The sequence below is a fragment of the Campylobacter pinnipediorum subsp. pinnipediorum genome, assembly GCF_002021925.1.
GTDB classification, from domain to species: Bacteria; Campylobacterota; Campylobacteria; order Campylobacterales; family Campylobacteraceae; genus Campylobacter_A; species Campylobacter_A pinnipediorum.
In genome coordinates, this window is the sequence record NZ_CP012546.1 from 828,552 (window position 1) to 853,008 (window position 24,457).

General features: G+C 30.1%; 25 protein-coding genes and 1 pseudogene. 14 read left to right on the forward strand and 12 right to left on the reverse strand.

All coding sequences use genetic code 11. The annotated features are described in order from the left end of the window. Nucleotides 1–41 precede the first annotated feature (41 nt). From CPIN17260_RS04230 to pglD, 4 genes are read left to right on the forward strand one after another with little or no spacing between them, the layout of a single operon-like run. Nucleotides 42–2,165, forward strand: coding sequence for an STT3 domain-containing protein (locus tag CPIN17260_RS04230; protein WP_226997017.1), 2,124 nt, complete (start codon nt 42–44; stop codon nt 2,163–2,165). Then, a complete protein-coding gene (gene pglA, locus CPIN17260_RS04235; RefSeq protein WP_078440607.1) occupies nt 2,165–3,274 on the forward strand; it encodes a N,N'-diacetylbacillosaminyl-diphospho-undecaprenol alpha-1,3-N-acetylgalactosaminyltransferase in 1,110 nt (369 codons plus the stop codon). The genes CPIN17260_RS04230 and pglA overlap by 1 nt, the downstream gene beginning before the upstream one ends. Continuing rightward, the gene (locus CPIN17260_RS04240; RefSeq protein WP_078397859.1) at nt 3,267–3,872 is read left to right on the forward strand and encodes a sugar transferase; all 606 of its coding nucleotides are present in this window, start codon (nt 3,267–3,269) and stop codon (nt 3,870–3,872) included. The genes pglA and CPIN17260_RS04240 overlap by 8 nt, the downstream gene beginning before the upstream one ends. Beyond that, nucleotides 3,859–4,434 carry a UDP-N-acetylbacillosamine N-acetyltransferase gene (gene pglD / locus CPIN17260_RS04245; RefSeq protein WP_078397860.1) on the forward strand — a complete coding sequence of 192 codons (576 nt, stop codon included), beginning with the start codon at nt 3,859–3,861 and terminating at the stop codon, nt 4,432–4,434. Before CPIN17260_RS04240 ends, pglD begins: the two co-directional genes overlap by 14 nt. A gap of 345 nt (nt 4,435–4,779) precedes the next feature. Here pglD and CPIN17260_RS04250 read toward each other — a convergent pair whose 3' ends face one another. The 12 genes and pseudogenes from CPIN17260_RS04250 to gmhB all read right to left on the reverse strand — a co-directional run bounded on the left by CPIN17260_RS04250 (nt 4,780) and on the right by gmhB (nt 15,192). Then, complete coding sequence (locus CPIN17260_RS04250) at nt 4,780–5,256, reverse strand: DUF4149 domain-containing protein (RefSeq protein ID WP_069632149.1); 477 nt, start codon at nt 5,254–5,256, stop codon at nt 4,780–4,782. Between the two features lie 10 nt (nt 5,257–5,266). Next, nucleotides 5,267–6,079: a HemK/PrmC family methyltransferase gene (locus CPIN17260_RS04255; protein ID WP_078440608.1), complete on the reverse strand. Its 813-nt coding sequence runs from the start codon at nt 6,077–6,079 to the stop codon at nt 5,267–5,269. Beyond that, on the reverse strand, nt 6,069–7,268 hold the full coding sequence (locus CPIN17260_RS04260) for a M48 family metallopeptidase (RefSeq protein WP_078397863.1): 1,200 nt from the start codon (nt 7,266–7,268) through the stop codon (nt 6,069–6,071). The genes CPIN17260_RS04255 and CPIN17260_RS04260 overlap by 11 nt, the downstream gene beginning before the upstream one ends. A 16-nt stretch (nt 7,269–7,284) precedes the next feature. Continuing rightward, nucleotides 7,285–8,652 carry a sodium-dependent transporter gene (locus tag CPIN17260_RS04265; protein ID WP_069637355.1) on the reverse strand — a complete coding sequence of 456 codons (1,368 nt, stop codon included), beginning with the start codon at nt 8,650–8,652 and terminating at the stop codon, nt 7,285–7,287. Nucleotides 8,653–8,768: 116 nt separating this feature from the next. Then, complete coding sequence (locus tag CPIN17260_RS04270; RefSeq protein ID WP_078406029.1) at nt 8,769–9,884, reverse strand: tRNA nucleotidyltransferase/poly(A) polymerase-related protein; 1,116 nt, start codon at nt 9,882–9,884, stop codon at nt 8,769–8,771. Beyond that, nucleotides 9,850–10,014: pseudogene (locus tag CPIN17260_RS09665) on the reverse strand (CiaD-like domain-containing protein); the annotation flags it as partial. The pseudogene CPIN17260_RS09665 and the gene CPIN17260_RS04270, both read right to left, overlap by 35 nt. Before the next feature lie 188 nt (nt 10,015–10,202). After that, on the reverse strand, nt 10,203–10,448 hold the full coding sequence (locus tag CPIN17260_RS04280) for a tetratricopeptide repeat protein (RefSeq protein WP_078440610.1): 246 nt from the start codon (nt 10,446–10,448) through the stop codon (nt 10,203–10,205). Next, nucleotides 10,448–11,509, reverse strand: a complete 1,062-nt coding sequence (leuB, locus tag CPIN17260_RS04285) for a 3-isopropylmalate dehydrogenase (protein ID WP_078440611.1) — start codon at nt 11,507–11,509, stop codon at nt 10,448–10,450. The genes CPIN17260_RS04280 and leuB overlap by 1 nt, the downstream gene beginning before the upstream one ends. Before the next feature lie 232 nt (nt 11,510–11,741). Next, entirely contained in the window at nt 11,742–12,311 is a 570-nt protein-coding gene (gene gmhA / locus CPIN17260_RS04290; protein ID WP_078387634.1) for a D-sedoheptulose 7-phosphate isomerase, read from the reverse strand. Next, nucleotides 12,289–13,707: a D-glycero-beta-D-manno-heptose-7-phosphate kinase gene (gene rfaE1, locus CPIN17260_RS04295; protein ID WP_078440612.1), complete on the reverse strand. Its 1,419-nt coding sequence runs from the start codon at nt 13,705–13,707 to the stop codon at nt 12,289–12,291. Before rfaE1 ends, gmhA begins: the two co-directional genes overlap by 23 nt. Then, nucleotides 13,700–14,689 (reverse strand): ADP-glyceromanno-heptose 6-epimerase, encoded by a 990-nt coding sequence (gene rfaD / locus CPIN17260_RS04300; RefSeq protein WP_078440613.1) that lies wholly within the window; start codon nt 14,687–14,689, stop codon nt 13,700–13,702. The genes rfaE1 and rfaD overlap by 8 nt, the downstream gene beginning before the upstream one ends. Next, on the reverse strand, nt 14,686–15,192 hold the full coding sequence (gene gmhB / locus CPIN17260_RS04305) for a D-glycero-beta-D-manno-heptose 1,7-bisphosphate 7-phosphatase (RefSeq protein WP_078397957.1): 507 nt from the start codon (nt 15,190–15,192) through the stop codon (nt 14,686–14,688). Before gmhB ends, rfaD begins: the two co-directional genes overlap by 4 nt. 77 nt (nt 15,193–15,269) lie before the next feature. Here gmhB and CPIN17260_RS04310 point away from each other — a divergent pair, with 77 nt between their 5' ends. The 10 genes from CPIN17260_RS04310 to dcuC all read left to right on the forward strand — a co-directional run bounded on the left by CPIN17260_RS04310 (nt 15,270) and on the right by dcuC (nt 24,453). Continuing rightward, the gene (locus CPIN17260_RS04310) at nt 15,270–15,575 is read left to right on the forward strand and encodes a c-type cytochrome (protein WP_078415455.1); all 306 of its coding nucleotides are present in this window, start codon (nt 15,270–15,272) and stop codon (nt 15,573–15,575) included. A gap of 104 nt (nt 15,576–15,679) precedes the next feature. Continuing rightward, nucleotides 15,680–16,363: a cysteate racemase gene (gene cuyB, locus CPIN17260_RS04315; RefSeq protein WP_069632137.1), complete on the forward strand. Its 684-nt coding sequence runs from the start codon at nt 15,680–15,682 to the stop codon at nt 16,361–16,363. 77 nt (nt 16,364–16,440) lie between these two features. Then, nucleotides 16,441–17,148: a YebC/PmpR family DNA-binding transcriptional regulator gene (locus CPIN17260_RS04320; RefSeq protein WP_078415456.1), complete on the forward strand. Its 708-nt coding sequence runs from the start codon at nt 16,441–16,443 to the stop codon at nt 17,146–17,148. A 19-nt stretch (nt 17,149–17,167) separates the two neighbouring features. Beyond that, nucleotides 17,168–17,656, forward strand: a complete 489-nt coding sequence (locus CPIN17260_RS04325) for a peptidylprolyl isomerase (protein WP_078415457.1) — start codon at nt 17,168–17,170, stop codon at nt 17,654–17,656. A 41-nt stretch (nt 17,657–17,697) separates the two neighbouring features. Further along, entirely contained in the window at nt 17,698–18,981 is a 1,284-nt protein-coding gene (locus CPIN17260_RS04330) for a cation:dicarboxylate symporter family transporter (protein WP_226997019.1), read from the forward strand. 14 nt (nt 18,982–18,995) lie between these two features. Continuing rightward, nucleotides 18,996–19,655: an oxygen-insensitive NAD(P)H nitroreductase gene (gene nfsB / locus CPIN17260_RS04335; protein WP_180374459.1), complete on the forward strand. Its 660-nt coding sequence runs from the start codon at nt 18,996–18,998 to the stop codon at nt 19,653–19,655. A gap of 178 nt (nt 19,656–19,833) precedes the next feature. Then, nucleotides 19,834–21,069 (forward strand): M20 family metallo-hydrolase, encoded by a 1,236-nt coding sequence (locus CPIN17260_RS04340; RefSeq protein WP_078415458.1) that lies wholly within the window; start codon nt 19,834–19,836, stop codon nt 21,067–21,069. Nucleotides 21,070–21,105: 36 nt separating this feature from the next. Beyond that, nucleotides 21,106–22,431, forward strand: a complete 1,326-nt coding sequence (locus CPIN17260_RS04345; protein ID WP_078415459.1) for an amidohydrolase — start codon at nt 21,106–21,108, stop codon at nt 22,429–22,431. A gap of 3 nt (nt 22,432–22,434) precedes the next feature. Beyond that, on the forward strand, nt 22,435–23,133 hold the full coding sequence (gene pepE, locus CPIN17260_RS04350) for a dipeptidase PepE (RefSeq protein WP_078415460.1): 699 nt from the start codon (nt 22,435–22,437) through the stop codon (nt 23,131–23,133). Between the two features lie 9 nt (nt 23,134–23,142). Next, nucleotides 23,143–24,453 (forward strand): C4-dicarboxylate transporter DcuC, encoded by a 1,311-nt coding sequence (gene dcuC / locus CPIN17260_RS04355; protein ID WP_078440614.1) that lies wholly within the window; start codon nt 23,143–23,145, stop codon nt 24,451–24,453. The last annotated feature ends 4 nt before the right edge of the window (nt 24,454–24,457 follow it).

Consider the following 24,457-nt stretch of genomic DNA (forward strand, 5'->3'; position numbering starts at 1 on the left):
ATATAATTACAGCTTAAATTTGTTATTTTATAAGGAATATTGTGCAAAAAAAGATTAATTTTTTAAATAACTTAAACACTTCTAAACAACTTTATATTTTTATGCTAATGGCCTTTACTTTTAGTGTGTGCGCTAGACTGTATTGGGTTTTTTGGGCTAGTGGATATCCTATGTTTTTTTACAATGATACCTTGATGATAAGCACAAATGATGGATATGCTTTTGCCGAGGGTGCTAGGGATATGCTTGCTGGTTTTCATCAAGAAAACGACCTTAGCTATTTTGGTAGCTCTCTTTCTACTTTAACATATTATTTTGTAAAAATAACCGGAATAAAACTTGAAGTTGCTATGCTTTATATGAGTGTGCTTTTTGGTTCACTTATAGTTATACCGATATTACTTATTTCAAAAGAGTATATGAATTTAAAGCTTGGGCTTTTTGCAGCTATTATAGCGAGTATTGCGGATAGCTATTACAATAGAACTATGGCTGGGTATTATGATACTGATATGCTTACTATAGTTTTGCCTGTGTTTGTTATATGGGGGCTTTTGCGTGTTTTAGAAAAAAAAGATAAAAGAGATATCATAATAGCGCCTATTTTTATTTTGATATATAATTGGTGGTATCTAAGCGGTTTTAGTTTGCTTATATCTACCATTGGTCTTTTTTTGTTTTATGTCATTTTATTTGATAGAAAAAATATACTATTTTATTTTCAACTTGGCTTGCTTGTTTTATCTATCTCAAATTTTAATTTTTATATCAAATTTATAGCTATATTGTTAGCTTATTTTGGTTATTTGAAGTATGAAAATAAGATAAGTATAAAAATATTGGACTTATTTTTGATTGCTTGTATTGCTGTTTTTATAGCTTGTGGTGGTTTAAACCCAATATGGTTTCAATTTAAGTTTTATTTTTTTAGAGATATTAGTGAAATTTCAGATTTGAGTTTTAAATTTTTTAATGTAAATCAGACAATTCAGGAATCAAGTATAGTTGATTTTACAACATTTTTTAATAGAATAAGCGGTCATACGATTACATTTTTTGTTTCGCTTATAGGGTTTGTGTGGATGTGTTTTAGACACCGTTCTTTTTGTATAACTATACCTATGTTGTTTTTAGGGTTTTTAGCTCTTAAAGGTGGTCTTAGATTTACCATATATGCTGTTCCTATTATGGCTTTGGGGCTTGGATTTTTTGTTGTTAATTTTCTTAAATTTTTAAAACTAAAATCAAATTTTCAACACAATATTTTATATATTGTGTTTTTATTTTTTGCTATTTTTCCTATTTTAAATCACATAAAAGAGTATTTGATGACACCCGTTTTTACTCAAAATGAAGTTGAAACATTAGATAAATTAAAAAAAATAGCTTCAAGAGATGATTATGTTTTAGCTTGGTGGGATTATGGTTATCCGATAAGATATTATAGTGATGTTAAAACTTTGATTGATGGTGGAAAACACCTTGGAAGAGATAATTTTGCTGTAAGCTTTGCTTTGTCGCAAGACCAGATAAGTTCCGCAAATATGGCTAGACTTGAAGTTGAATATACTGAAAGAAATTTCAAAGAGCATTTTGGTGTAAATTTAGCTCAAATGATGAAAGACTATAATACAACAAATTCTAATAAATTTTTATTTGATATAGGGGATGAGAATTTTAACCCACCAAAAAAGAGTCGTGAAATTTATTATTATTTACCTGATAGAATGATGTATATTTTCCCTACAATGCTTCATTTTAGTAAGCTTGATTTGATAACCGGAAAAGAATTTCCACCAAATCTTTACGAGATCAGCGAAAGGGTTTATGAAGACCCAAAGGGAATTGGTCTTGCTGGAACAAATATAGTAGTATCTAGCGATTTTGATAAGCTTTTTGTTGGCGATAATATTTTTAATATAAATACTTTTATAGAGACAAAAAAAGATGAAAATGATAAATTAGTGGTGAGTGCTGTTGAAAATGATAAAAACTCAGAACTTTATGTTATTTTTATGCGTGATTATGCAAGATTTTTGATTTTAGACAGAAGCATGTTTGAAAGCACATTTATTCAGCTTTTTGTTCTTGAAAATTACAATAAAGATATATTTGAACCCGTTATCATTAATAATGATGTAAAAATTTATAGATTAAAAAAATAATGGCAAAAATAGGATTTTTATCGCATTCTGATATGAGTATATATCATTTTAGAACACCTATAATGTGTGCTTTAAAAAATATGGGACATGATGTATATGCTATATGTCCAAATGGGGAGTTTGTAGCCGAGCTTAGAAAAGAATTTGATGTTGTTTTGTATGAGCTTAATAAGTCTAGTTTAAATCCATTTGTAGTTTTATCAAATACCAATAAATTAGCAAAAATAATAAAAAAATTAGATCTTGATTTGATTCAAACTTCGGCTCATAAATCAAATGTTTTTGGAACTTTTGCGGCAAAAAAAGCTGGTGTAAAAAAGATATTAAATTTAGTCGAAGGTCTTGGAAGTTTTTATATAGATAGCGATATAAAAACAAAAATTATTAGATTTATTATAGAAATTTTATATAAGAAGTCGTTAAGATTGAGTGATGGTTGTATTTTTGTAAATAAAAGCGACCCGAAATATTTTTTAAAACAAGGACTTATACAAAACGATAAGGTGTTTTGTATATCAAGTGTTGGTGTTGATACTTCTAAATTTTACCCCAAGCAATACCGTGATTTTAAACAAAAAAAGATGGTTTTGATGGTAGCAAGAGCCATATTACATAAAGGTGTTCGTGAATATTATCAAGCAAGCAAGATGCTAAGTTTGCGTAATGATTGTGAGTTTGTTTATATCGGAGATAATTTTGATGGCAATAAAAGTAGTTTGGATATAGAGTTTTTAAATAGTTCAAATGTGAAATATTTGGGTGCTAGAAATGATGTTTGTGATATTTTAAGAGATGCTTATATGCTTGTTTTACCAAGCTATAAAGAGGGTTTTCCTAGAACTATCTTAGAAGCAATGTCTTGTGGTGTGGCTGTAGTTGCAAGTGATGTTGATGGATGTAATGAGGCTGTTATTGATGGTTTTAATGGGCTTTTGTGTAAAGTAAGGGATTCAAAAGATTTAGCTAAAAAGATAGAAGTTTTACTTGATGATGAAAAATTAGCTTTAGAGCTTGGAAAAAATGGTAGAAAACTAGCCGCGCAGGAATTTGATGAAAATATAATTACGAAAAAATATATAGAACTTTATAGGAAATTTATTGATGTATAGAAAATTTTTTAAAAGATTTTTTGATTTTTTTGGTGCTATTTTTTTGATTATTTTAACTTCTCCTATTATGATTTTAGTTGCTATTTTAATTAAAATAAAACTTGGTTCGCCGGTTATTTTTACACAAGAAAGACCGGGATTGGAGTCAAAAATTTTTAAAATATATAAGTTTAGAACTATGAATAATAAAAAAGATAAAGATGGCAATTTATTACCAGATGAACTTCGTTTAGGCACCTTTGGTAAAAAAATACGCTCTTTAAGTTTAGATGAACTCCCGCAACTTTTTAATGTATTAAAGGGTGATATGAGCTTTATAGGACCTAGACCTTTGCTTGTTGAATATCTTGATATTTATACACCACATCAGCTTCAAAGACATTGTGTTAGACCCGGTATCACAGGTCTTGCTCAAACAAATGGTAGAAATGCTATAAGTTGGAAAGAAAAGTTTGAATATGATGTAAAATATGTAAAAAGCTTAAGTTTTAAAACAGATATAAAGATAGCTATAGATACAATAAAGGTTGTTTTTAAAAGAAAAGATATAAACAAACAAGGTTTTGACACAACGGAGAAATTTAATGAAAACAACTAAGATGATTTATATTTATGGTGCAGGGGGACACGGTCTGGTTGTTGCTGATATTGCAAGGTCTGTTGGCTACGATGAGATAATATTTTTAGATGATAATAAAGAAAATAAATTTAACCCAGCATTAAAAAAAGCAGATATTGTAGTAGCCATAGGAAATAATAAAACAAGAAAAGAGATTATGCAAAAGGTTCAAAATGCTGGTTTTAACCTTGTAAGTCTTATTCATCCAAGTTCAGTCATAAGCCCAAGCACAAAGATAGGTAACGGTGTTGTGATTATGCCAAATGTCGTTATAAATGCAAGTGCCATTATACAAGATGGAGTTATATTAAACTCATCTTGTGTTATAGAACACGAGTGCTTTATAGATAGATATTCTCATATCAGTCCAAATGTCTCGTTGGCTGGAAATGTTAAAGTTGGAGAGCTCACTCATATCGGTATAGGTTCTTGTATTATAGAGTGTGTAAAGATAGGAAAAAATTGTATTATTGGTGCTGGAAGTACTGTTTTAAAAGATGTTGATGATAACTCAAAGGTTTATGGTATTGTTAAAGCATAATTCTAAATTTATATTTAACCAAAAATAGTTAAACTTATATAGTAATATCAAAATATTTGGTTTTCGATAGCATATTATAAGTAATTTTTAAACAAATAAATTTCTTATAGATAAGTCCTTTAAATGTAAAGTTAAATTCGTTTCTTATTTAAAGTTTTAATAAACTTACTAAGAAGTTTTTCAATCAAAAACAAAAGGTATGATTGTCAAATCCTTATTGTAGTATCACAGAGTTTAGTGTTTTAATGGTGGAATTTATAAAAGAATGATTTATAATATAGAGATTTTATAAATGTGATAGATCTTAGAGGCACATTAATTTTTTATATGCCTCCAGATATTATATTAATTATTATTTTTTGGTTTTATATTCTTCATAAAAAATAATAAAAATTGAGCTATCATCATAAGCTTCATGACATATTCACTGGCTTTATGGATACTATCAAACTCGGGATTGTTTAGTGTTGCGCTATCTCCTAATTTTTGAGCTTCAACTATAAAATCAGTAAAATAAAACACAAATGTTAAAGCCAATGCTAAATTTATAAGCGAAAGTGTTATTGTTGAAATTTTTACATGTATACACTCTTTTGATTTTATGTTTATTAGTTCAAACAAAACAGCAAAGCCACTTACAAAAAGCAATGTGTAGTTATATTTTATAAAAATTTGTGTCATTATTAAACCACTTTGAAAATGTGTCAAAGTTATATCACTTGCATATCTTTCTGGGAAAAATATAGCAGGTGCTACAAACACTCCAAGTGCAAACTCAATTCCTATAATAAATGCTAGTAAAAACATATATATACTTTTCATTATTCTCCTTTTAATTTTTAATTGCTATAAATCCACGATCAAATCCAGCTAAGTCTTTATAGAACTCGGCTTTGTAATTGTATTTTTTTAATTCATCTGACATTGATTTTTTCTGATCATACCCCATTTCACAAGCTATGATTTTTATATTTTTTAAATCAGCTAGTTTTATTATCTCTTTTAAAATTTCATCTCCACTATCTCCACCAAAAAGAGCATTTTTTGGTTCGTTTAAAACCCAATTATCAAGTTTATAATTATTTGCTATATATGGCGGGTTTGATACCAAGATATCAAAATCTTCATTTATGCCGTCTAGATACGATGTGTGTATTAGTTTTACTCTATCTTGGACTTTGAAATTTTGTATATTTTCTTTTGCATTTTTTATAGCTATCTCGCTTATATCCGTTGATACTATTTTAGCATTTATATTTAATGCCAAAACCGTGCTTATTATTCCACTACCAACACCTATTTCGCATATTTTTAGCTCTTTATTTAGGTTTTTACTTATATCTATAACTTTTTGAACCAAAATTTCAGTTTCTGGTCTAGGGATTAACACACCTTCAAATACCTTAAAATCAAGTGAATAAAACGAAGCTTTACCTGTTATGTATTCTAATGGTTTTGAGTTTTTAAAGTCTTTGATATTTTTTAAAAATATCTCTTCATTTGGTAATTCTTGGTCTAGATTTAGATATAGCTTTTCAAATGATATATCTAAATGGCTTAGTAATAATGTTTTAACTATATTGTAGTTATTTTCAAAATCACTAAGCTCATTTTTGCCAAGTTCTATAGCTTGTTTAATTTTCACTTTTTAGTTTCTCTATTCGTTCATAAAGGCTAGGGTGTGAGTGATAAAGTGTTGAGTATAGCTGATGTGATTTTGGGAATGCTTTGTTTTCACTTCCAAGTTTTTTTAATGCACTAATCATACTATCTTTATCCTTTATCTTTGAGCCAAATTTATCAGCATTAAATTCATTTTTTCTACTTATAAATGCTATAATTGGATTAAAAAAGAAATTAAAAATAGGCGAAAAAATCATTAAAAATACAATAACTCCACCACTACTAGGCATACCTATATCTTGATATACATTATCTGATATATTTCCAAATATAGCAAAAAGTGCAAAAATCATAATAGAACTTAAAACTATCATTTTTATGATGTCTTTGTGTTTAAAGTGACCAAGTTCGTGTCCTAATACAGCTATTATCTCATCTAAATTTAGCTTTTTTATCAAGGTGTCAAACAATACAACTCTTTTTGTCTTACCAAGACCACCAAAATATGCATTTAGTCTATTATCCCTTTTGCTAGCATCTAATGTAAAGACACCACTGCTTTTAAAGCCTAATCCTAAAAGTAAATCTTGTATTGATGATTTTAACTCTCCATCCTCAAGTGGTGTTACTTTGTTAAAAATCGGAGCTATTATGGTTGGGTATATTAAATTTATAGTTAGTATGATAGCAAAGCTTAATAAAAATGCCCAAAACCACCAAAGTATACCTAAATTTTCTATACATATAATTATAAGCCATATAAATGCTGAACCAAATACAAGCATTAATAGTAGTGATTTTATAAGGTCTGTTATAAAAATTTTTGGTGTTACATTTGAAAAACCTTGTTTTTTATCTTTAATAAATTTTTCATATATAGATACCGGAAGTTCTATAATTGTATTTATTATTAAAAAACCTACAACAAAGATAACATTTTCAAGTATTGAATCGGTTTTAACTGTATTTTCAAATAAAATTTTTAAACCAAAACCAAGCCATAAAAGCGATATTATTACACTAAATATATTTGAAAAAATATCAAATTTTTGATTCTCAATGGCTATTTTTGCGGCATTTTCATATTCTGATTGTTCTAATACCACCGCTTCTTCTTTTGAGTGTTTTTTTATGAAGTTTATTTGAAGTAGTGATATATAGGTTTTTGCACAGACATATGCTATTAAAATAATACTTAATGTGCTAAACATATTTTTTAATCCTTTTTTATTTTATAAAGTTATCGTAAAAACTACTAATGAAAACTACTAATATTATTATAGGAATTATAAATTTCACATATACAAACCAAAAGTCTATAACTTTTTTGTATTTTTCACTTCCTTTTAGTATCTCTTTTTTTGCTTCATCTTTTAAAACCCAACCTACAAAGATAGCACATCCAAGAGAGGTTAGTATAAAAAATATTGTAGCACTTATAGCATCATAAGCATCAAAGATATTTTTTCCAAAAATTGTTATATCGCTTAAAATATTTGTAGCTAGCAAACTAGGTATATTTCCTAAGACAAAAATAACGCTTAAAACAATCAATATAGCTTTTTGTCTTTTTATTGATAGTTTTTCTTGAACTGTTGTGATAATAACCTCGTATATTGGCAAAGATGTTGTTAGCGCAGCTATCATTAGCAGTGTAAAAAATCCAACAGCAAAAACCTCTCCGCCCCACATATGAGAAAATACTATTGGAAGACTTTTAAAGACCAGACTAGGGCCACTGTTTGGCTCTATGCCAAATGTAAAAAGAGATGGAAAAATCATAAAACCAGCCAAAATAGCTATACCTGTATTTAAAAAGCCAGTTATAACAGAGATTTTGACTAAATTTTCATCTTTTTTAACAAAACTTGATAATGTTATCATAACCCCAAATCCAAGCGATAAAGCAAAAAATACTTGCCCTAACACATCAACAAATAACTTTGCATTTATCTTTGAAAAATCAGGTGTAAGATAAAACTTAATTCCTTCTAATGCACCATCTAGCGTTATATTTCTTATTACCATGGTTATCATAAGTAAAAAAAGTATTGGCATTAGGTATTTTGCTGAACGCTCTATGCCATCAACCGCTCCTTTTATAAGAATTATATAGTTTATAATAACAAATATCAAAGTTGCTATTGCTATATGCAAAGGAGATGAATTTATATTTTCGTTATAAAATTTACTTGTTACTTCAAGTGTTATATTTGATGATAGGTTCAAAACTCCGGTTGCTATTTTGGCTATATAGTTTAAAACCCAACCGCCTATAACCATATAATATGCCATTATTCCAAATGCTCCCATAAGACCCATATATCCTATAATTTTCCAAAATTTATTTATTTTCTTATGTCCCCCAAAGGCGTCTATGGCATTTATCTTAAGTCTTCTTCCTATGGCATTTTCAACAAGTATCATAGGTATGCCTATAACTATCATTGCTATACAAAATACTAAGACATAAGCTCCCCCGCCGTTTTGACCAACAAGGTATGGAAAACGCCAAGTAGCGCCAAAGCCAACTGTTGCTCCAGCAACAGCTAAAATATATGTAAGTTGTGAACTCCAGTTTTTTCTTTCTTTCAAAATAAACCTTTAGAAAAATTTAAAGCATTTATTTTACCTAAAAAATGCTTATATATAAAAAAAGTGTAATTTTATGGACTTAAATTTAAAATTTATATAATAATTTATGTTAAAAATTATCTATGTTTTAAAAAATTAATAAGTATTTTTTGCTTTATTTTTTGTATTTCTTGCGCGATTTCTTCTTTTTCAAATCCGTTTTTTATAATTGTATCTACATCAATTTTTATATCAAATTTATTATCAAAAAATCCAAGTTTTTTAGCTTGTTTTATTCTTTGTGGCGTGTATAAACCAAGCCATTTATTTAGCGGTTGATCGGTCGCTATTTCAAGCATTTGGATGTCTTTTATCTTTTTATGAAAATACTTTTGCTTTTGAAGATTTGCAAATTTTTTTGTTAGGTTTAGGTTTGATAGTAAGATTTTAGTATCTAAATTAAAATACCCACACAAAAGATATATAAAAAATTGTTCATCTTTTATAAATTTGCGACCATGTTTTAATTTACGACTAAAGCTTATAAATTCGTTATTTTTTATGCTTAAATTAAAAATTTCTTTTAAAAGATTTAATTCATAAAGATAATAAAATCCTATATGCAAAAACTCAGCTTTAAAAAATTTCATCAGCTCAGATGTTATTCTATCTTTACTTATATATTTTATTCTTATGTTTTTCATTATATTTAATGTGTTTTTTTCTATCTTAAAGCCAAATCTTGCACTAAACTGTATACCTCGAAGCACTCTTAATGGGTCTTCGCAAAATTTATGATCATCTATGTGTTTTAAAACTCTTTTTTTTATATCTGTTATGCCATTATTATGATCAATTATTTCGCCATTAAAAATATTTATCATTATTGAGTTTATTGTAAAATCGCGTCTTATTGATGCTTGTTTTGTGTCATTGCAATAAAAAACATCAAAATCAGTATGTTTTAAACCGGTTTTGTTTTCTGTTCTTGGAAGACCTAAGTCAAATTCTTTGTATTTGTATATAAAATAGCTTTTTCCAACACCTTTGGCACCTATTTTTTGCATAATTTTTTCAAATTTTTCAGGCAAAATATCATAAACTTCTATATCAAAATCACTGCTTTTAATTCCTAAAAAACTATCCCTTACACATCCACCTACTAAGTAGGCTCTTTTTGTGTAAGGCGATAGTATGTCTTTTATCTCTTGTAACTGTTTAGTTTTTAATATTTTGAAGTCTATTTTCAACATTTGCAAGTGTAAATTCAAGAAATTTTAGTGTTAGCTCTAATCTATTTTCTAAGTTCTGCTCGGAAGTTTCATTTAAACCTTCAAATAAAACCTCTATTCGCTCTTTTAGATTGTTTAAAAATATCTCTTCACTTGGTAGTATTTTTTCTATTTCTTCCTCTATATCCGATTTTTCAATAACTTCTTCTTTTGTAGGCGTTGTTTGTATCTCTTCTGTTGTTTTTATCTGAAAAACAGGTTTTTTTTCTTCTAATGCTTGTATATTTTCAAGTTCAGCATTTACCTCATCTATTGCCATTTTTGCTATATCATCAAGTTTCATAATTTTATAAGCCACCTTTTAAATTCATTTATTTCCTCAGGGGTACTCATATCAACAAAAAAATCTTTCATTTGTTCATTTTTTATCTTTATACTTCTTCTTATACCGCTAAGTCTTCTTATTGCACTTATTGCTTCTTTATTGTTCGGATCTGCTTTTAGTATATTTTTGTACACTTCTAAAGCATCATCTTTAAGACCTTGTGATTCATATATTAATGCTTTTGTGATTGTATTTAACATCAAATAAGTCCTGCTATAATACTTCCTATTTCATCTGTTGTGCAAATTTCTTTAGCATCAAAAGCCGAAATATCTTTTGTTCTATATCCTTGTGATAAAGCCTTTTTTACAGCTTCATCTATAGCCAAAGAAGCTTCTTTTTCATTTAAAGCATATCTTAACATCATTGAAGCACTTAAAATAGTAGCTATTGGGTTTGCTATACCTTGACCAGCTATATCAGGTACAGACCCATGCATGGGTTCATAAATTCCAACCTTGCTCCCTATACTGGCACTAGGTAAAAGCCCCATAGATCCACATATTATACTTGCTTCGTTGCTTAAAATATCTCCAAAAAGATTTTCTGTTAAAATTACATCAAACTGCTTTGGATTTCTAATAAGTTGCATAGTTGCATCATCTACATACATAAAGCTAAGTTCTATCTCTGGATAGTCTTTTGAAACTTCAGATACAACCTCTCTCCAAAGTTCTGATGTTTCAAGGATATTTGACTTATCTACCATGCAAACTTTTTTATTTCTTTTGACAGCAGCTTCAAATGCAACTTTTGAAATTCTTTGTATTTCTGCTTCGGAATATACCATTGTATTAAATGCACTATCTTTTTTTCTCTCTCTTGGTTGTCCAAAATATATACCACCGGTCAATTCACGAACAACTAAGATATCAATACCTTTTATAACATCAGCTTTTAGGGTGCTTTTTTCTATAAGCTCATCAAAGATAATAGCAGGTCTTAAATTTGCAAAAGTTTCAAGACTTTTTCTGAGTTTTACAAGCCCGCTTTCAGGATGTTTGTCTTTAGGAAGATTGTCCCATTTTTCACCACCAATAGCGCCAAATAAAACAGCATCGGCGCTTAATGCACTATTTATAGTTTCATCTGGCAATGGCTCTCCAAAAACTTCATAAGCACATCCGCCCATAAGTTTGTGATCATATTCTAATTCAAATCCAAATTTTACAGAAGCAACATCTAAAACCTTTATAGCCTCATCAACTATCTCAGGCCCTATGCCATCACCTTTTATAACACAAATTTTATATTTTTTCATATATGTTACCCTTATTTTATACTACAAAAAACTTTTTACTAAACTTTTGTATAAACTTAAGCTCATCTTATCTTTGTTGATCCAATTGTTGGTATCTATTTGCAAAAAACAACTTTTTTTAATTGTTAATAAATTTATATTAAGGCTAATGTCTTTGAAATTCCAAACTTTACCAGCCATAATTTACAACCTTAAATTATTTATTATATTTTATCAAAACTAAAATTTTAAATCAATTTTGTTTAAAAAAATTATCAACAGCTTCGCATATTGTATGTATTACAAAAATATGCATCTCTTGGATTCTTGGTGTGTCTGATGATGGGGCTATAAAGTTTATATCACACACATCATTCATTTTACCACCATCTCTACCACTTAAGCCTATTGTTTTAGCACCAATATCTTTGGCTTTTAAAAAAGCATTGATTACATTAGCACTATTTCCACTTGTTGAAATTCCAACCAACACATCATCTTTATTTGCTAGTCCCTCAACTTGGCGAGAAAAAACAACATCATATCCATAGTCATTTCCTATGGCTGTTAAAGCAGATGTATCTGTCGTGATAGCGATAGCTGGTAGCGCTTTTCTTTCTGTTTTGTATCTTCCGATAAGCTCAGCCGCAAAGTGTTGAGCATCGGCAGCACTTCCACCATTTCCGCATATTAAAATTTTATTTCCATTGCTTAGTGCTTGGGTTATTATTTTTGATATTTTTTCAATATCATTTGTCAAATCTTGCATTTTGTTTGCAGTATCTATATGTGATCGCAGCTCATTTTTTATCATATCTTGCATTATTTTTTATCCTATTTATTATATTAGTTGTGCTTTTGTTTGGCACAAACTCAACCAATCTTACATCTTTGACTAAATCACTACCGACTACATCTTTATCTTTATAATCAGCACCTTTTACAAGTATGTCTGGTTTTAGTTTTTTGATAAGTTCATAAGGTGTGTCTTCATCAAAGATAATAACATAATCAACAAAACCAAGCGAACTTAACATACTTGCTCTATCGTTTTGATTGTTTATAGGGCGAGTTTCGCCTTTTAGTCTTCTTACTGAATCATCAGAGTTTAGACCAACTACTAAAATATCTCCAAAATCCCTAGCTTTTGATAGGTATTTTGTGTGCCCAACATGTAAAATATCAAAGCAACCATTTGTGAAAACAAGCTTTTTATTACCTTTTTTTGATAAAATCACAAGTGCTTCTTCAATACTTTTTATCTTATGCTCAAAATCAACATTAGCTCTACTTCTTAAAAGCTCTTCCATCTCACCAAAAGTAGCTGTTGCGCTTCCTATCTTTCCTACTACGACAGCAGCTGCCAAGTTTGCTGTTTTTATAGCATCTTTTATATCATAATTACTTGCTAGCATAAATCCAAGTGTAGCAAGCACTGTATCTCCAGCACCGGTAACATCAAATACCTCTTTACCCTCGGCTTCAAATATTTCTAGGTTTTCATCAAAAAGTGCTATTCCTTCTTCTGATAGTGTTATTAAAGAATACCTTAATGAAATTTCATCTTTAAGTTTTTTTATAGCTTTTACTAAGCTATCTTTGTCTTTTATATTTATATTTGTTGCTTGAGAAGCCTCTTTTTTATTTGGTGTTAGAAGTGTTGCATTTTTGTATTTTATATAATCATCTCCTTTTGGATCGATTAATACATATTTATTATGCTTATTGCACTCTTTTATTATACTTTGGCATACATTATCAGTTAAGACACCTTTTGCATAATCACTAAGCAATACAAGATCAAAATTGCCAAGATTTTTTGTTACCATAGAGACAAAATCATCTTGCATATTTATATCGCCAATACTCTCTTTATCTATTCTAACAACTTGTTGATGAGACGCCATAACTCTACTTTTTATAGAGCTTTCACGACCTTTTTCTTTTATGATAAGACTTGTATCGGCACCAACTTGTCCTAAAATTTCTATGATTTTTTCTCCAGTGTTATCTTCTCCTATCACACTTGCTACATTTACTTTTGCTCCAAGAGATATTAGATTTTCTACAACATTTCCAGCACCACCAAGTTTATATGTTTCATTTGTAGTTTTTACAACTTGAACTGGTGCTTCTGGAGAAATTCTATCGCACTGTCCCCATATGTAGTGATCAAGCATCAAATCACCAACTACTAAAATTTTAACATCTTTATACATTGATTTCTTCTTTATATATTCTTATTATTTCTGGTAGATAGTCTTTGATTCCATCTTCTAAGCTCCATTCGCTTTTGTATCCAAGTTCTTTTTCGCTAGAGTTAACATCAGCTTGTGTATGAAACTGATATGAGCCTAAAAATGGATTTTTTATATAAGTATTTCCTAAATTTGTACCAAGTTCTTTTTGTAGTATATCTGCTATATCTTGAAAGCTTCTTGCTGTTCCTGTTGCTGCATTATATGTGCCACTTTTTGCATTTATGGCTTTTATGTTTGCTCCAATTATATCTTTTATATATACAAAATCGCGTTTTATTTTATCGCTATTTTCAAAAAGGCAAGGTGCTTTTCCTGAGAGTATTTGAAGCCCAAATTGTAAAACCATGGATGCTGTTTTATTTTTAAAAAACTCACCTTTTCCATAAACATTAAAATATCTAAGACCAACTATTTGTAGTCCCTTTTTTGTATATGTTTTGCTTATATTATCCATACTTAGTTTTGAAAAACCATAAGCATTGTTGGGGCTTTCGCACTCTCCGACTTTTTGAGGACTTTTTGCATTTCCGTATGTTGCAGCAGAACTCGCATATATCATTTTTGAGTTTATATCTTTGCAAATATCAAGCAAATCAACAAAAGCATTTACATTTGTTCTTATTATTTCATCTTGTTCTTTTACTGTTGTGTCTGAAATAGCAGCTTCATGATAGATTATATCTGGTTTGAATTGTTTTATTTTTTCAAGAGTTTTTTTGCTGTTTATATCGCCTTCAAAAACCTCTCCTTTAAATCCTATTAAATTCTTATAGTGTCCAAAACTCTTTAAATTTCCATTGCTAAATGTTTCATTGTTTCTAAATTTATCAACAACTAAAACCTCTGTATCTTTAAAATTTTCATCAAAATAATGTGCTAAAGCTGAGCCTATAAATCCAGCCCCACCGGTAATTACTATTTTTTTATTATCTAAGTTCATAAATTTTCCTTATCTTTTAAAAAATCAAAAACGTCTTTTGCGTTTTTAAAATTTATATTGTCTATTAAAAAATTAAGCCCAACACCAGCATTTTTACCAGCCGCAATATCACTTTTTTTATCTCCTATCATTATAGAATCTTTTAATGATATATTAAATTCACTAGATGCATCTAGTATCATTTTAGGGCTTGGTTTTCTGCAATCACACATTTGTTCGGGAGAATGTGGACAAAAAAACACTTTTTGTATACAAATTCCTTCATTTTTGAGCTTTTTAATCATAAAATTTGTGATGTTTTCAAAATCCTGTAATGTATAATAGCCTCTTTGTATTCCTGATTGATTTGTTATTATTATCAGTTTGTATCCAAATGAGATAAAACCCTTTAATGCTTCAAAGATACCATCACAAAATACAAAATTTTCAGGCTTATATACATATCCAAAATCTACATTTATAACGCCATCTCTATCTAAAAATATTGCTTTATTTTTATCCATAATCAAAATTATACCAAAAAATTATATTTACTTTTATGTTATACAATAAAAGCCATTTTATTAAAAAAGGATAATGTATGAAAAAATTACTTATTATTTCTGGAGCTATTGCTATGTTTGCGACCTGTAGTTTTGCTGCTGATGGTTCTACTTTGTATAAAAAATGTATAGCTTGTCATGGAGCTAAAGCGGAAAAGAAATTTAATAATAAAGTTGGACCTTTAAATACTCTTTCAAAAGAAGATATTGTTTCTTCTTTAAAGGGTTATAAAGATGGTAGTATAAATAAATATGCTATGGGTGCTATGATGAAGCCTGTTGCAAAACCTCTTAGTGACGATGACATGAATGCTGTTGCTGATTATATACAGACTTTAAAATAATAATTGGGTGGATTTTTCCACCTAATTTTAAAATTTTTCTTAATTTTTAAAATTAAAGTGATATAATTTGTTTTATTGTTCATAAATTATTTTTAGGAGTAACAATGAAGCAAATTGGAATTATAGGCGGAATGGGTCCGCTTGCTACTATAGATCTTTATAATAAAATAGTATCTTTAACCCCAGCCACTTGTGATCAAAAACATATTCATGTAGTCATAGACAGTTATCCACAAATTGAAGATAGAACAAAATTTATCATAGATAATGAAAAAAGTCCTATTGATAAGCTTGTTGAGAGCGCAAAGAGATTAAAAACAGCTGGTTGTGATGCTATAATCATTTCTTGTAATACAGCTCACTATTTTGCCGAAGAAATTGAAAAACAAGCAAATGTAAAAATTTTATATATAACAAAAATAGCCATTGAAGCTATAAAAAAAATATATCCAAATGCAAAAGATATTGCTGTAATAGCAACTAGCGGAACAAAAAAGGGTAGGGTATATGATAAGATACTAGAAGAAAACGGCTTAAATAGTGTTAGTTTTACAAATGAACAACAAAAAGCCTTAATGGACTGTATATACAAAGGTGTAAAAGCTGGTAAAACCAAAGATTATGTTTCACTTTTTAATAAAATTATTTCAGAGATTAAGGCTGATGTTTATATAGCTGCTTGTACTGAAATTCCAATGTTTTTGGAGTATTTAGATAAACCATATAATTTTATAGATGCTACGTTAGAATTAGCTAAATATACCGTTAATTATGCATTGGAAAAATAGTATATTTTATATAAATTTTTAAGTTTAAGTATCTGTGATGTATAATTTGTGGATTTTATTTTAAGGATAGGATATATATGGGAAGAGCGTTTGAATATAGAAGAGCTGCCAAAGAAGCTAGATGGGATAAAATGAGTAAGGTTTTTCCAAAACTTTCTAAAGCTATAACAGTTGCTGCAAAAGAAGGTGGAACTGACCCTGATATGAACCCAAAACTTCGTGCAGCAATAGCAGCTGCTAAAGCTGAAAATATGCCAAAAGACAATATAGACTCTGCTATAAAAAGAGCAAATGGTAAAGATAGTTCTGATATAAAGACTATATTTTATGATGGAAAAGCTGCTCACGGAACACAAATAATAGTAGAATGTGCTACTGATAATCCAACAAGAACAGTTGCCAATGTAAAAGCTATTTTTAATAAAAATGGTGGCGAGATGTTGCCAAGTGGAAGTCTTAGTTTTATGTTTTCAAGAAAAAGCGTTTTTGAGATTGTAAAGCCTGATTGCGATTTGGAAGAATTAGAGCTAAATTTGATAGATTTTGGTCTTACTGAGCTTGAAGTAGAGGAAGATAGTGTTGTTATTTATGGTGAATATACTAGTTTTGGAACTCTTAGTGAAGGCATAGAAAAAAATGGGCTTGAGCTCAAAAAAGGTTCGCTTCAATATATTCCAAACTCTACAATACATTTAAATGAGTCCGAAATGGTAGATGTAGAAAAGCTTCTTGATAAGTTAGAAGATGATGACGATGTTCAATCAGTATATACAAATATAGAATAATAAAAAATTAGGAGATAAAATGAGAGAAGAATTAAAAGTTTATGATATAAATTTAGATGAACTAAAGAAAAATAAATTTGCTGTATTGCATACCGAAAAAGGAGATATAAAGCTTGAGCTTTTCCACGAAGAAGCACCACAGGCTGTTATGAATTTTGTAAGTTTGATAAACTCAGGATTTTATAACGGATTAAATTTTCATAGAGTGATTAAAAACTTTGTAATACAAGGCGGTTGCCCTCATGGAAATGGAATGGGTGGACCAGGATATAGAATCAAATGTGAATGTGATAATCAAAATGTAAGACACGAAAGAGGAACTCTATCTATGGCTCACGCTGGTAGAGATACTGGTGGTTCTCAGTTTTTTATATGTCATAGTGCACAACCACATCTTGATGGTGTGCATACTGTTTTTGGAAAATGTGCTGATAACGAAAGCTTGAAAGTGTTAGATAGTATAGAAGCTATGAATAAGATAGTTTCAGCTGAAATTTTATCAAAATAATGATTTTTGCAAACTTTATCAATAAAAGGCAAAACAATAAAATGTTAAAGATTTTTACAAGTCTTGCTTTCTGGGTTATATTTGCTATTATAGCTGGTATTGTTGTTGGGATACAATTTCCTGACATAGGAGTTGGTAGCAAGCCTGGGATTGATTATTTTATAAAGACTCTAAAACTTCTTATAGGGCCAATTATATTTTTAACAATAGTTTCTGGGATAGTTGGTCTTGAGAGTTTAAAAGAGCTTGGTAGCATAGGCTTAAAGTCGTTTATATATTTTGAGATAGTAAGCACACTAGCTTTATCTATTGGTATATTTTTTGGAGAAACAATAAAGCCTGGACATGGTATGCATCTTGATTGGACAAAGCTTGATGCTAGTAGTATTGATAAATATACACATATAGATAGAGATGTTGGCTCTATGTGGTCTATATTAAAAAGTGCTGTTCCAAGCGATCCTATAAGTCCTTTTATATATTCAAATACTCTACAAGTGCTTTTTATGGCTCTTGTGGTTGCAATATTTTTGTCATTTTTAAACCCAACTCGTAAAAAACAATGTTTAAAACCTCTGGAATTTATACAACATTATGTCTTAAAACTACTTAGTTTTTTAATGCTTTTTAGCCCTATAGCTGCATTTTCTGCTATGGCGTATTTGATTGGAAAATTTGGCATAGGTTCTTTGCTTGGAATGATGGAATTGCTTGCTGTAATGGCATTATCTAGTTTGTTTTTTATATTTGTGGTTTTGGGTATTATATGCTATTTTGCTAAGATAAATATATTTAAATTTATGAGGTTTATTGCCAAAGAAGTTTTAGTTGTATTTGCAACTAGTTCAAGTGAAACAGCCTTAGGACCACTTATGCAAAAACTGGAGAATGCTGGTATAAATCGTGGTGCTGTAGGGCTTATAATACCTACTGGCTACTCTTTTAATTTAGATTGCACAAATATATATCTTAGCTTAAGTGTGATATTTTTGGCTCAAGCTTTTGATGTGCCTCTTAGTTTTGAAAACCTTATTAGTGTTCTCATCGTTTTAATGATAACAAGTAAAGGCGCAGTTGGAGTAACTGGATCTGGTTTTATTGTTTTGGCTGGAACACTTGCTGCTTTACCAAATACTGGTATACCTGTTGTTGCTGTTTCTGTTTTACTTGGTGTTGATAAATTTATGTCAGAAATGCGTGCTGTTGGAAATTTATGCGGTAATGCCGTTGGTTGTGCTGTCATATCCATGTGGGATAAAAAAGTCGATCTTGCAAAATTTAAGTATGCTCTTGATAATCCTAAGGAATTTGAGTTTAAAGTTTAAATAAAGGAATATATATGAGAAGTATTAGAGATATTATGAATGAGCGTTATACGACAAAGGTATTTGATAGTAATAAGAAAATTTCTGATGAGGATTTTGATCAAATAGAAAGTATTTTGGAATTAACACCAACTAGTACAAATTTACAACCTTTATATTTTGTGATAGCAAGTAATGATGAAAGTAAGGCTAGAATTTCTAAAGCTACGCAGGGTCAGTTTGAGTTTAACTTAAAAAAGATCCAAAATGCTTCTCATGTTATAGTTTTTTGTTCTAAGTGTTTTGTAGAAGATGCTCATTTGCAAAATGTAATAGAACAAGAAGATGCCGATGGTCGCTTTTTAAAGCCTGAGTTTAAAGACAAGGTTAGGCAAACTAGGGAATATTTTTTAAATTTTCATAGATTTGATTTAAAAGATGAAGCTCATTGGCATGCAAAACAAGCATATTTATCTTTGGGTAGCGTTTTGATGGCAGCTGCTACCCTTGGTATAGATACAACAGCTATAGAGGGCTTTGACTCCAATGCTTTAGATAATGAGCTTAAAATTAGAGAACTTGGATATACATCTCAAATTATCTTAGCCTTGGGTTATAAAAAAGAAAATGGAGATTTTAATTATACTCTTCCAAAATCTCGCCTGAAAAAGAATTTAATAATAAGAAAAAATTAATTTTTTATACTTTAAATATTGTAATTTTTTAGATTATGTCTCATATTGTAATTTAAAATTTTACAATATCTTTTTATTTTTATATCTTTAAGTTTCGATTATGTTTGTATTTTATAAAATCAAATTTCTAGTTTGTTTATTTTAGATTATTTTGATTTTAAATCACAAGGATTCCTTTATGATAAATACAAAACGACTTAAAGAAGAGTTTCAAGAAATATCTAGATTTGGTGCTTTAAAAGATAAAGGAATTACTCGTTTAGCTTTTAGTAATGAAGATAAAGATGCTAGGGAATATCTTATTAAGCTTATAAAACAATCCGGACTTAAAATAAAAATTGATAATGTTGGAAATATATACGCTAGGTTTGATGATGTAAAAGAGCCAAATTTATCCGCAATTAGTGTTGGTTCTCATATAGATAGCGTTCCAAATGGTGGTTTTTATGATGGAACATTGGGTGTTATGTCTGGACTCGAAGCCATAAGAAGCATAAAAAAGAGTGGTCTTGAGCTAAAAAGACCACTAGAACTTATTGTTTTTGTTTGTGAAGAGTCAAGTAGATTTAAAATGGCTACTATAGGTAGTAAAATAATAAGCTCAAAACTAGATACATCAAAGCTTAAAGACTTAAAAGATGATAATGGTATAAGTGTTTTTGATGCCATGAAAGATTTTGATTTAAATCCAGAAAATTTACAAGAGTGCATTTTAAAAAATGGCACATACCTAGCATACCTAGAGCTTCACATAGAACAAGGTCCAGTTCTTGAAAAATATAATATTCCTGTCGGTTTGGTTAGTGGTATTGCAGCTCCTATAAGATATGAGCTAAAAGTCAAAGGAAAGGCTGACCATAGTGGTGCAACTCCTATGAATATGAGAAAAGATGCTTTGGTTTGTTCTAGTGAAATAATTTTAAATATAGAAAAACTTTCAAAAGCACATAAAACATCTGTAGCTACTGTTGGGTATATAAAAACTTTTCCTGGTGTTTTAAATGTTATACCACAAGAGTGTGTTTTGGATATAGATATAAGAGATATAGATGATTTGCAGTTAGAAAAACTTGATAGTGAAATTTACAGTAGTATAGCAGAAATTTGTAAAAATAGGGCTTGTGATTTTGAACTTTTGCAACTCACAAAAGATAGACCAGTTGTTTTAGATGAAAAAATAATAAAATTAATGAAAGAACAAGCAGAAAAATTAAAAATAAAAACTCTCGTATTACCAAGTGGGGCGGGGCATGATGCTATGCATATGAAAGGTATAGCTGATTTTGTTGGTATGATATTTATACCTTGCAAAGATGGTATAAGTCATAATGTAAATGAGGATATAAATTTTAATGATGCTTTTAAAGGCACTGAATTATTAGCCCATACTATTCTTGATTTGGCTAATTCATAGCAAAAAAGATCTTAAAAAAAGGAGAGGGTAAATAAAATGGATGACATATCTAAAAAAGTCTTAAATTTAAAGGATGAGAGTATCAAGTGTAGAAGATTTTTTCACTCTCATCCAGAAACTGGTTGGTTTACCTTTTTTACAACGGCTGTTATAGCTGATAAGATGAGTAAGCTTGGATATAAACTAAAAATGGGACGAGATATTATCGTGCCAGAACAAAGAGCTGGGCTTGGTAGTGATGAAAATTGCAAACAAGCTATACAAAGAGCAAAAAGCTTGTTAAATGAAGAACAAAGTAAATTTCTAGATATTATGGAAGATGGGCTAACTGGTTTGGTTGCTGATATAGATACCGGCAGAGATGGTAAGTTTATCGCTTTTAGATTTGATATAGATGGGGTTGATGTTACGGAGAGTAAGGATAGCGATCATAGACCTTTTGTAGATGGTTTTAGCTCGGATATAAATGGCATAACTCACGCTTGCGGACATGATGGTCATATTACGATAGGGTTGTTATTAGCAAAGCTTATATCTGAAAATTTAAATGATTTTAATGGCAAATTTAGATTTATATTTCAAACAGCAGAAGAAGGCACTAGGGGAGCTGTTGGCATGGAGCCAACCGGTATTTTAGATGGTGTTGATTATTTGTTTGGCGGACATATAGGATTTCAAGCAAAAGATATGGGTGGCATAATATGCGGAACCAATAAATTCCTCGCCACAAGTAAATTTGATATAGTTTTAAAAGGTCGTTCTGCACATGCAGCCGGTGCACCACAAGATGGAGCAAATGCTTTGCTTGCCGCAGCTCAAATAGCTTTAAATATGCACGGTATAACAAGACATAGCGATGGTGTTACAAGGGTGAATGTCGGTGTTTTGAAAGCTGGAGAGGGAAGAAACGTAATAGCTCCAAATGCCTATCTTGCCTGTGAAACAAGGGGAGAGACAACAGAGCTTAATGAGTTTATGAAAGCAAAATCTTTTGATATAGTAAAAGGTGTTTGCTTGGCTTACGGTGTTGATTATGAGATTATACATACAGGTGGAACTTCTGGTGGCGATAGTAATGATGAAGTGACATATCTTTATGAAGAGTGCGCTAAGCAGTCACCTTTTGTTCAAAATGAAAAAATAGTTCAAAAACTTGATTTTGGTGCTTGTGAAGATTTTGCTCATTTTATGCAAAGCGTGCAAAAAAGTGGTGGAAAAAGCGGATATCTTATGATAGGAACTACACTTGCCGCAGGACATCATAATTATAAATTTGATTTTGATGAAGACTCTTTGTTAGTTGGAATAGATGTGTTTTTAAGAGCCATTTATAAAACAAATGGAATTCACGATAAAGGATAAAATATGAAAAAAGCTTTACTTTTAAGTGCGTCAAGTTATAAAGATACTGGTTATTTAAACCATAGTAAGGGCTGGATAAATGACTTTTTGGGCAGTGCAAAGGATGATGAAATTTTATTTATACCTTATGCCGGTGTAAGAAGAAATAACGAAGAATACGAACAAAAAGTTATAACTTGCTTGGAAAATAAAAATATCAAATCCATACATAGATATGATGACAAAATATCTGCTATAAAAAATGCAAAAACAATAGCCGTTGGTGGCGGAAACACCTTTGTTTTAATGCGCTATCTTTACAAACTTAACCTAATAGATGCTATAAAACAAGCTGTAAATGATGGTTGTTTGTATTTTGGTTGGTCTGCTGGTGCAAATATAGCTGGTAGCAGCATGATGACTACAAATGATATGCCAATAATAATGCCAAAATCATTTGACGCTTTAAATATTTTTCCTTATCAGATAAACCCACACTTCATAAGTGGTAAGATACAAGGACATAATGGAGAGAGTAGGGAAGAGCGTTTGGAAGAGTTTTTGATAGTAAATCAAAATAGCACCGTATATGCTATGCCAGAGGGAACCGGACTTTTAATAAATGATAACGAAGCCGAAGTTATAGGCTATGCTGATTTGATTAAATTTGAGTATAAAAAAGAGAATACTTTTATAAAAGTAGGCGATAAAATCAAAATATAAAGGAATTTTGTGGAAAATTTAAAAATTATTTTTGCCTTACTGGGTATAGTTGCTGTTGTTGTTTTGCTTGTTAAAAAGTATGAAACAAAAACGGTTTTAATAGGTGTTGGTCTACTTTTATGTATACTTTCTCTTAAACCAATGGATGCTTTTGGTGCATTTACTGCTAATATGGCAAAGGCTGGTCTTATAAAGGCAATATGTGCTAGTATGGGCTTTGCTTTTGTTATGAAATACACAAAATGTGATAAGCATTTGGTTAGGCTTTTAACCAGTCCGCTCAAAAATGTTGGATTTTTCTTAATCCCTATAACCATAACTGTTACTTACTTTATAAATATAGCTATACCTTCTGCGGCTGGTTGTTCAGCAGCTGTTGGTGCTACTTTGATACCGCTTTTAATGTCAGCCGGTATAAAGCCTGAGATGGCAGCGGCTTCTGTCTTTGCCGGAACTTTTGGCGGTGTTTTAAGCCCTGGTTCAGCACACAATATTTTTGTTACAGACCTAGTAAAAAAGACAAATCCTGAATTTACAGTTCAAGAGATTATTAAAGTTCAGTTTCCAAGTGCTATAACTTCTCTTATAGTTGTTCTTATAGCTATAACAATAGTTGCTTTGTTATTTAAAGACTATCAAAGAGGACAAAATTTTTCACTTTCTGCAAATGAAGTTTCACAAACAAAACAAGATGATGAAAGTGTAAATTATTTGTATGCTTTAATGCCTTTGGTGCCACTTGTTGTTTTGGTTATTGGTGGAACAAGCTTAAAAGAGTATCCTTTCCTTGCTTGGACAAAAATGGGTGTGGCTGAGGCAATGTTGCTTGGTGTTATTGTTACTATAATTGTAACTTTAACAAATCCACAAAAGATAACAAAAGAGTTTTTTAATGGTATGGGTAGTGCTTATGCTGATGTTATGGGTATTATTATATCAGCTGGTGTTTTTGTTGCTGGACTTAAGGCTTGTGGTGCTATTGACCTTGTTATAGAGTTTTTAAAGGCTGAACAAGGCTATGTGAAATTTGGAGGCACTTTTATACCGTTTTTAATGGGTGTTGTAACAGGTTCGGGTGATGCTGCGACTTTTGCATTTAATCAAGCTGTTACAGTTCATGCTGCTGATTTGGGTATGGATCAAGCAAGTCTTGGTATGGCTGCTGCTATAGCTGGATCACTCGGTAGGTCTGCTTCTCCTATAGCTGGTGCTTGTATAGTATGTGCTGGTATAGCTGGTGTAAATCCTATAGGAATAGCAAAAAGAACATTTTTAGGTATGTTTTTATCTGTTGCAGTTATAGCATTTTTTATATTGTAAAATT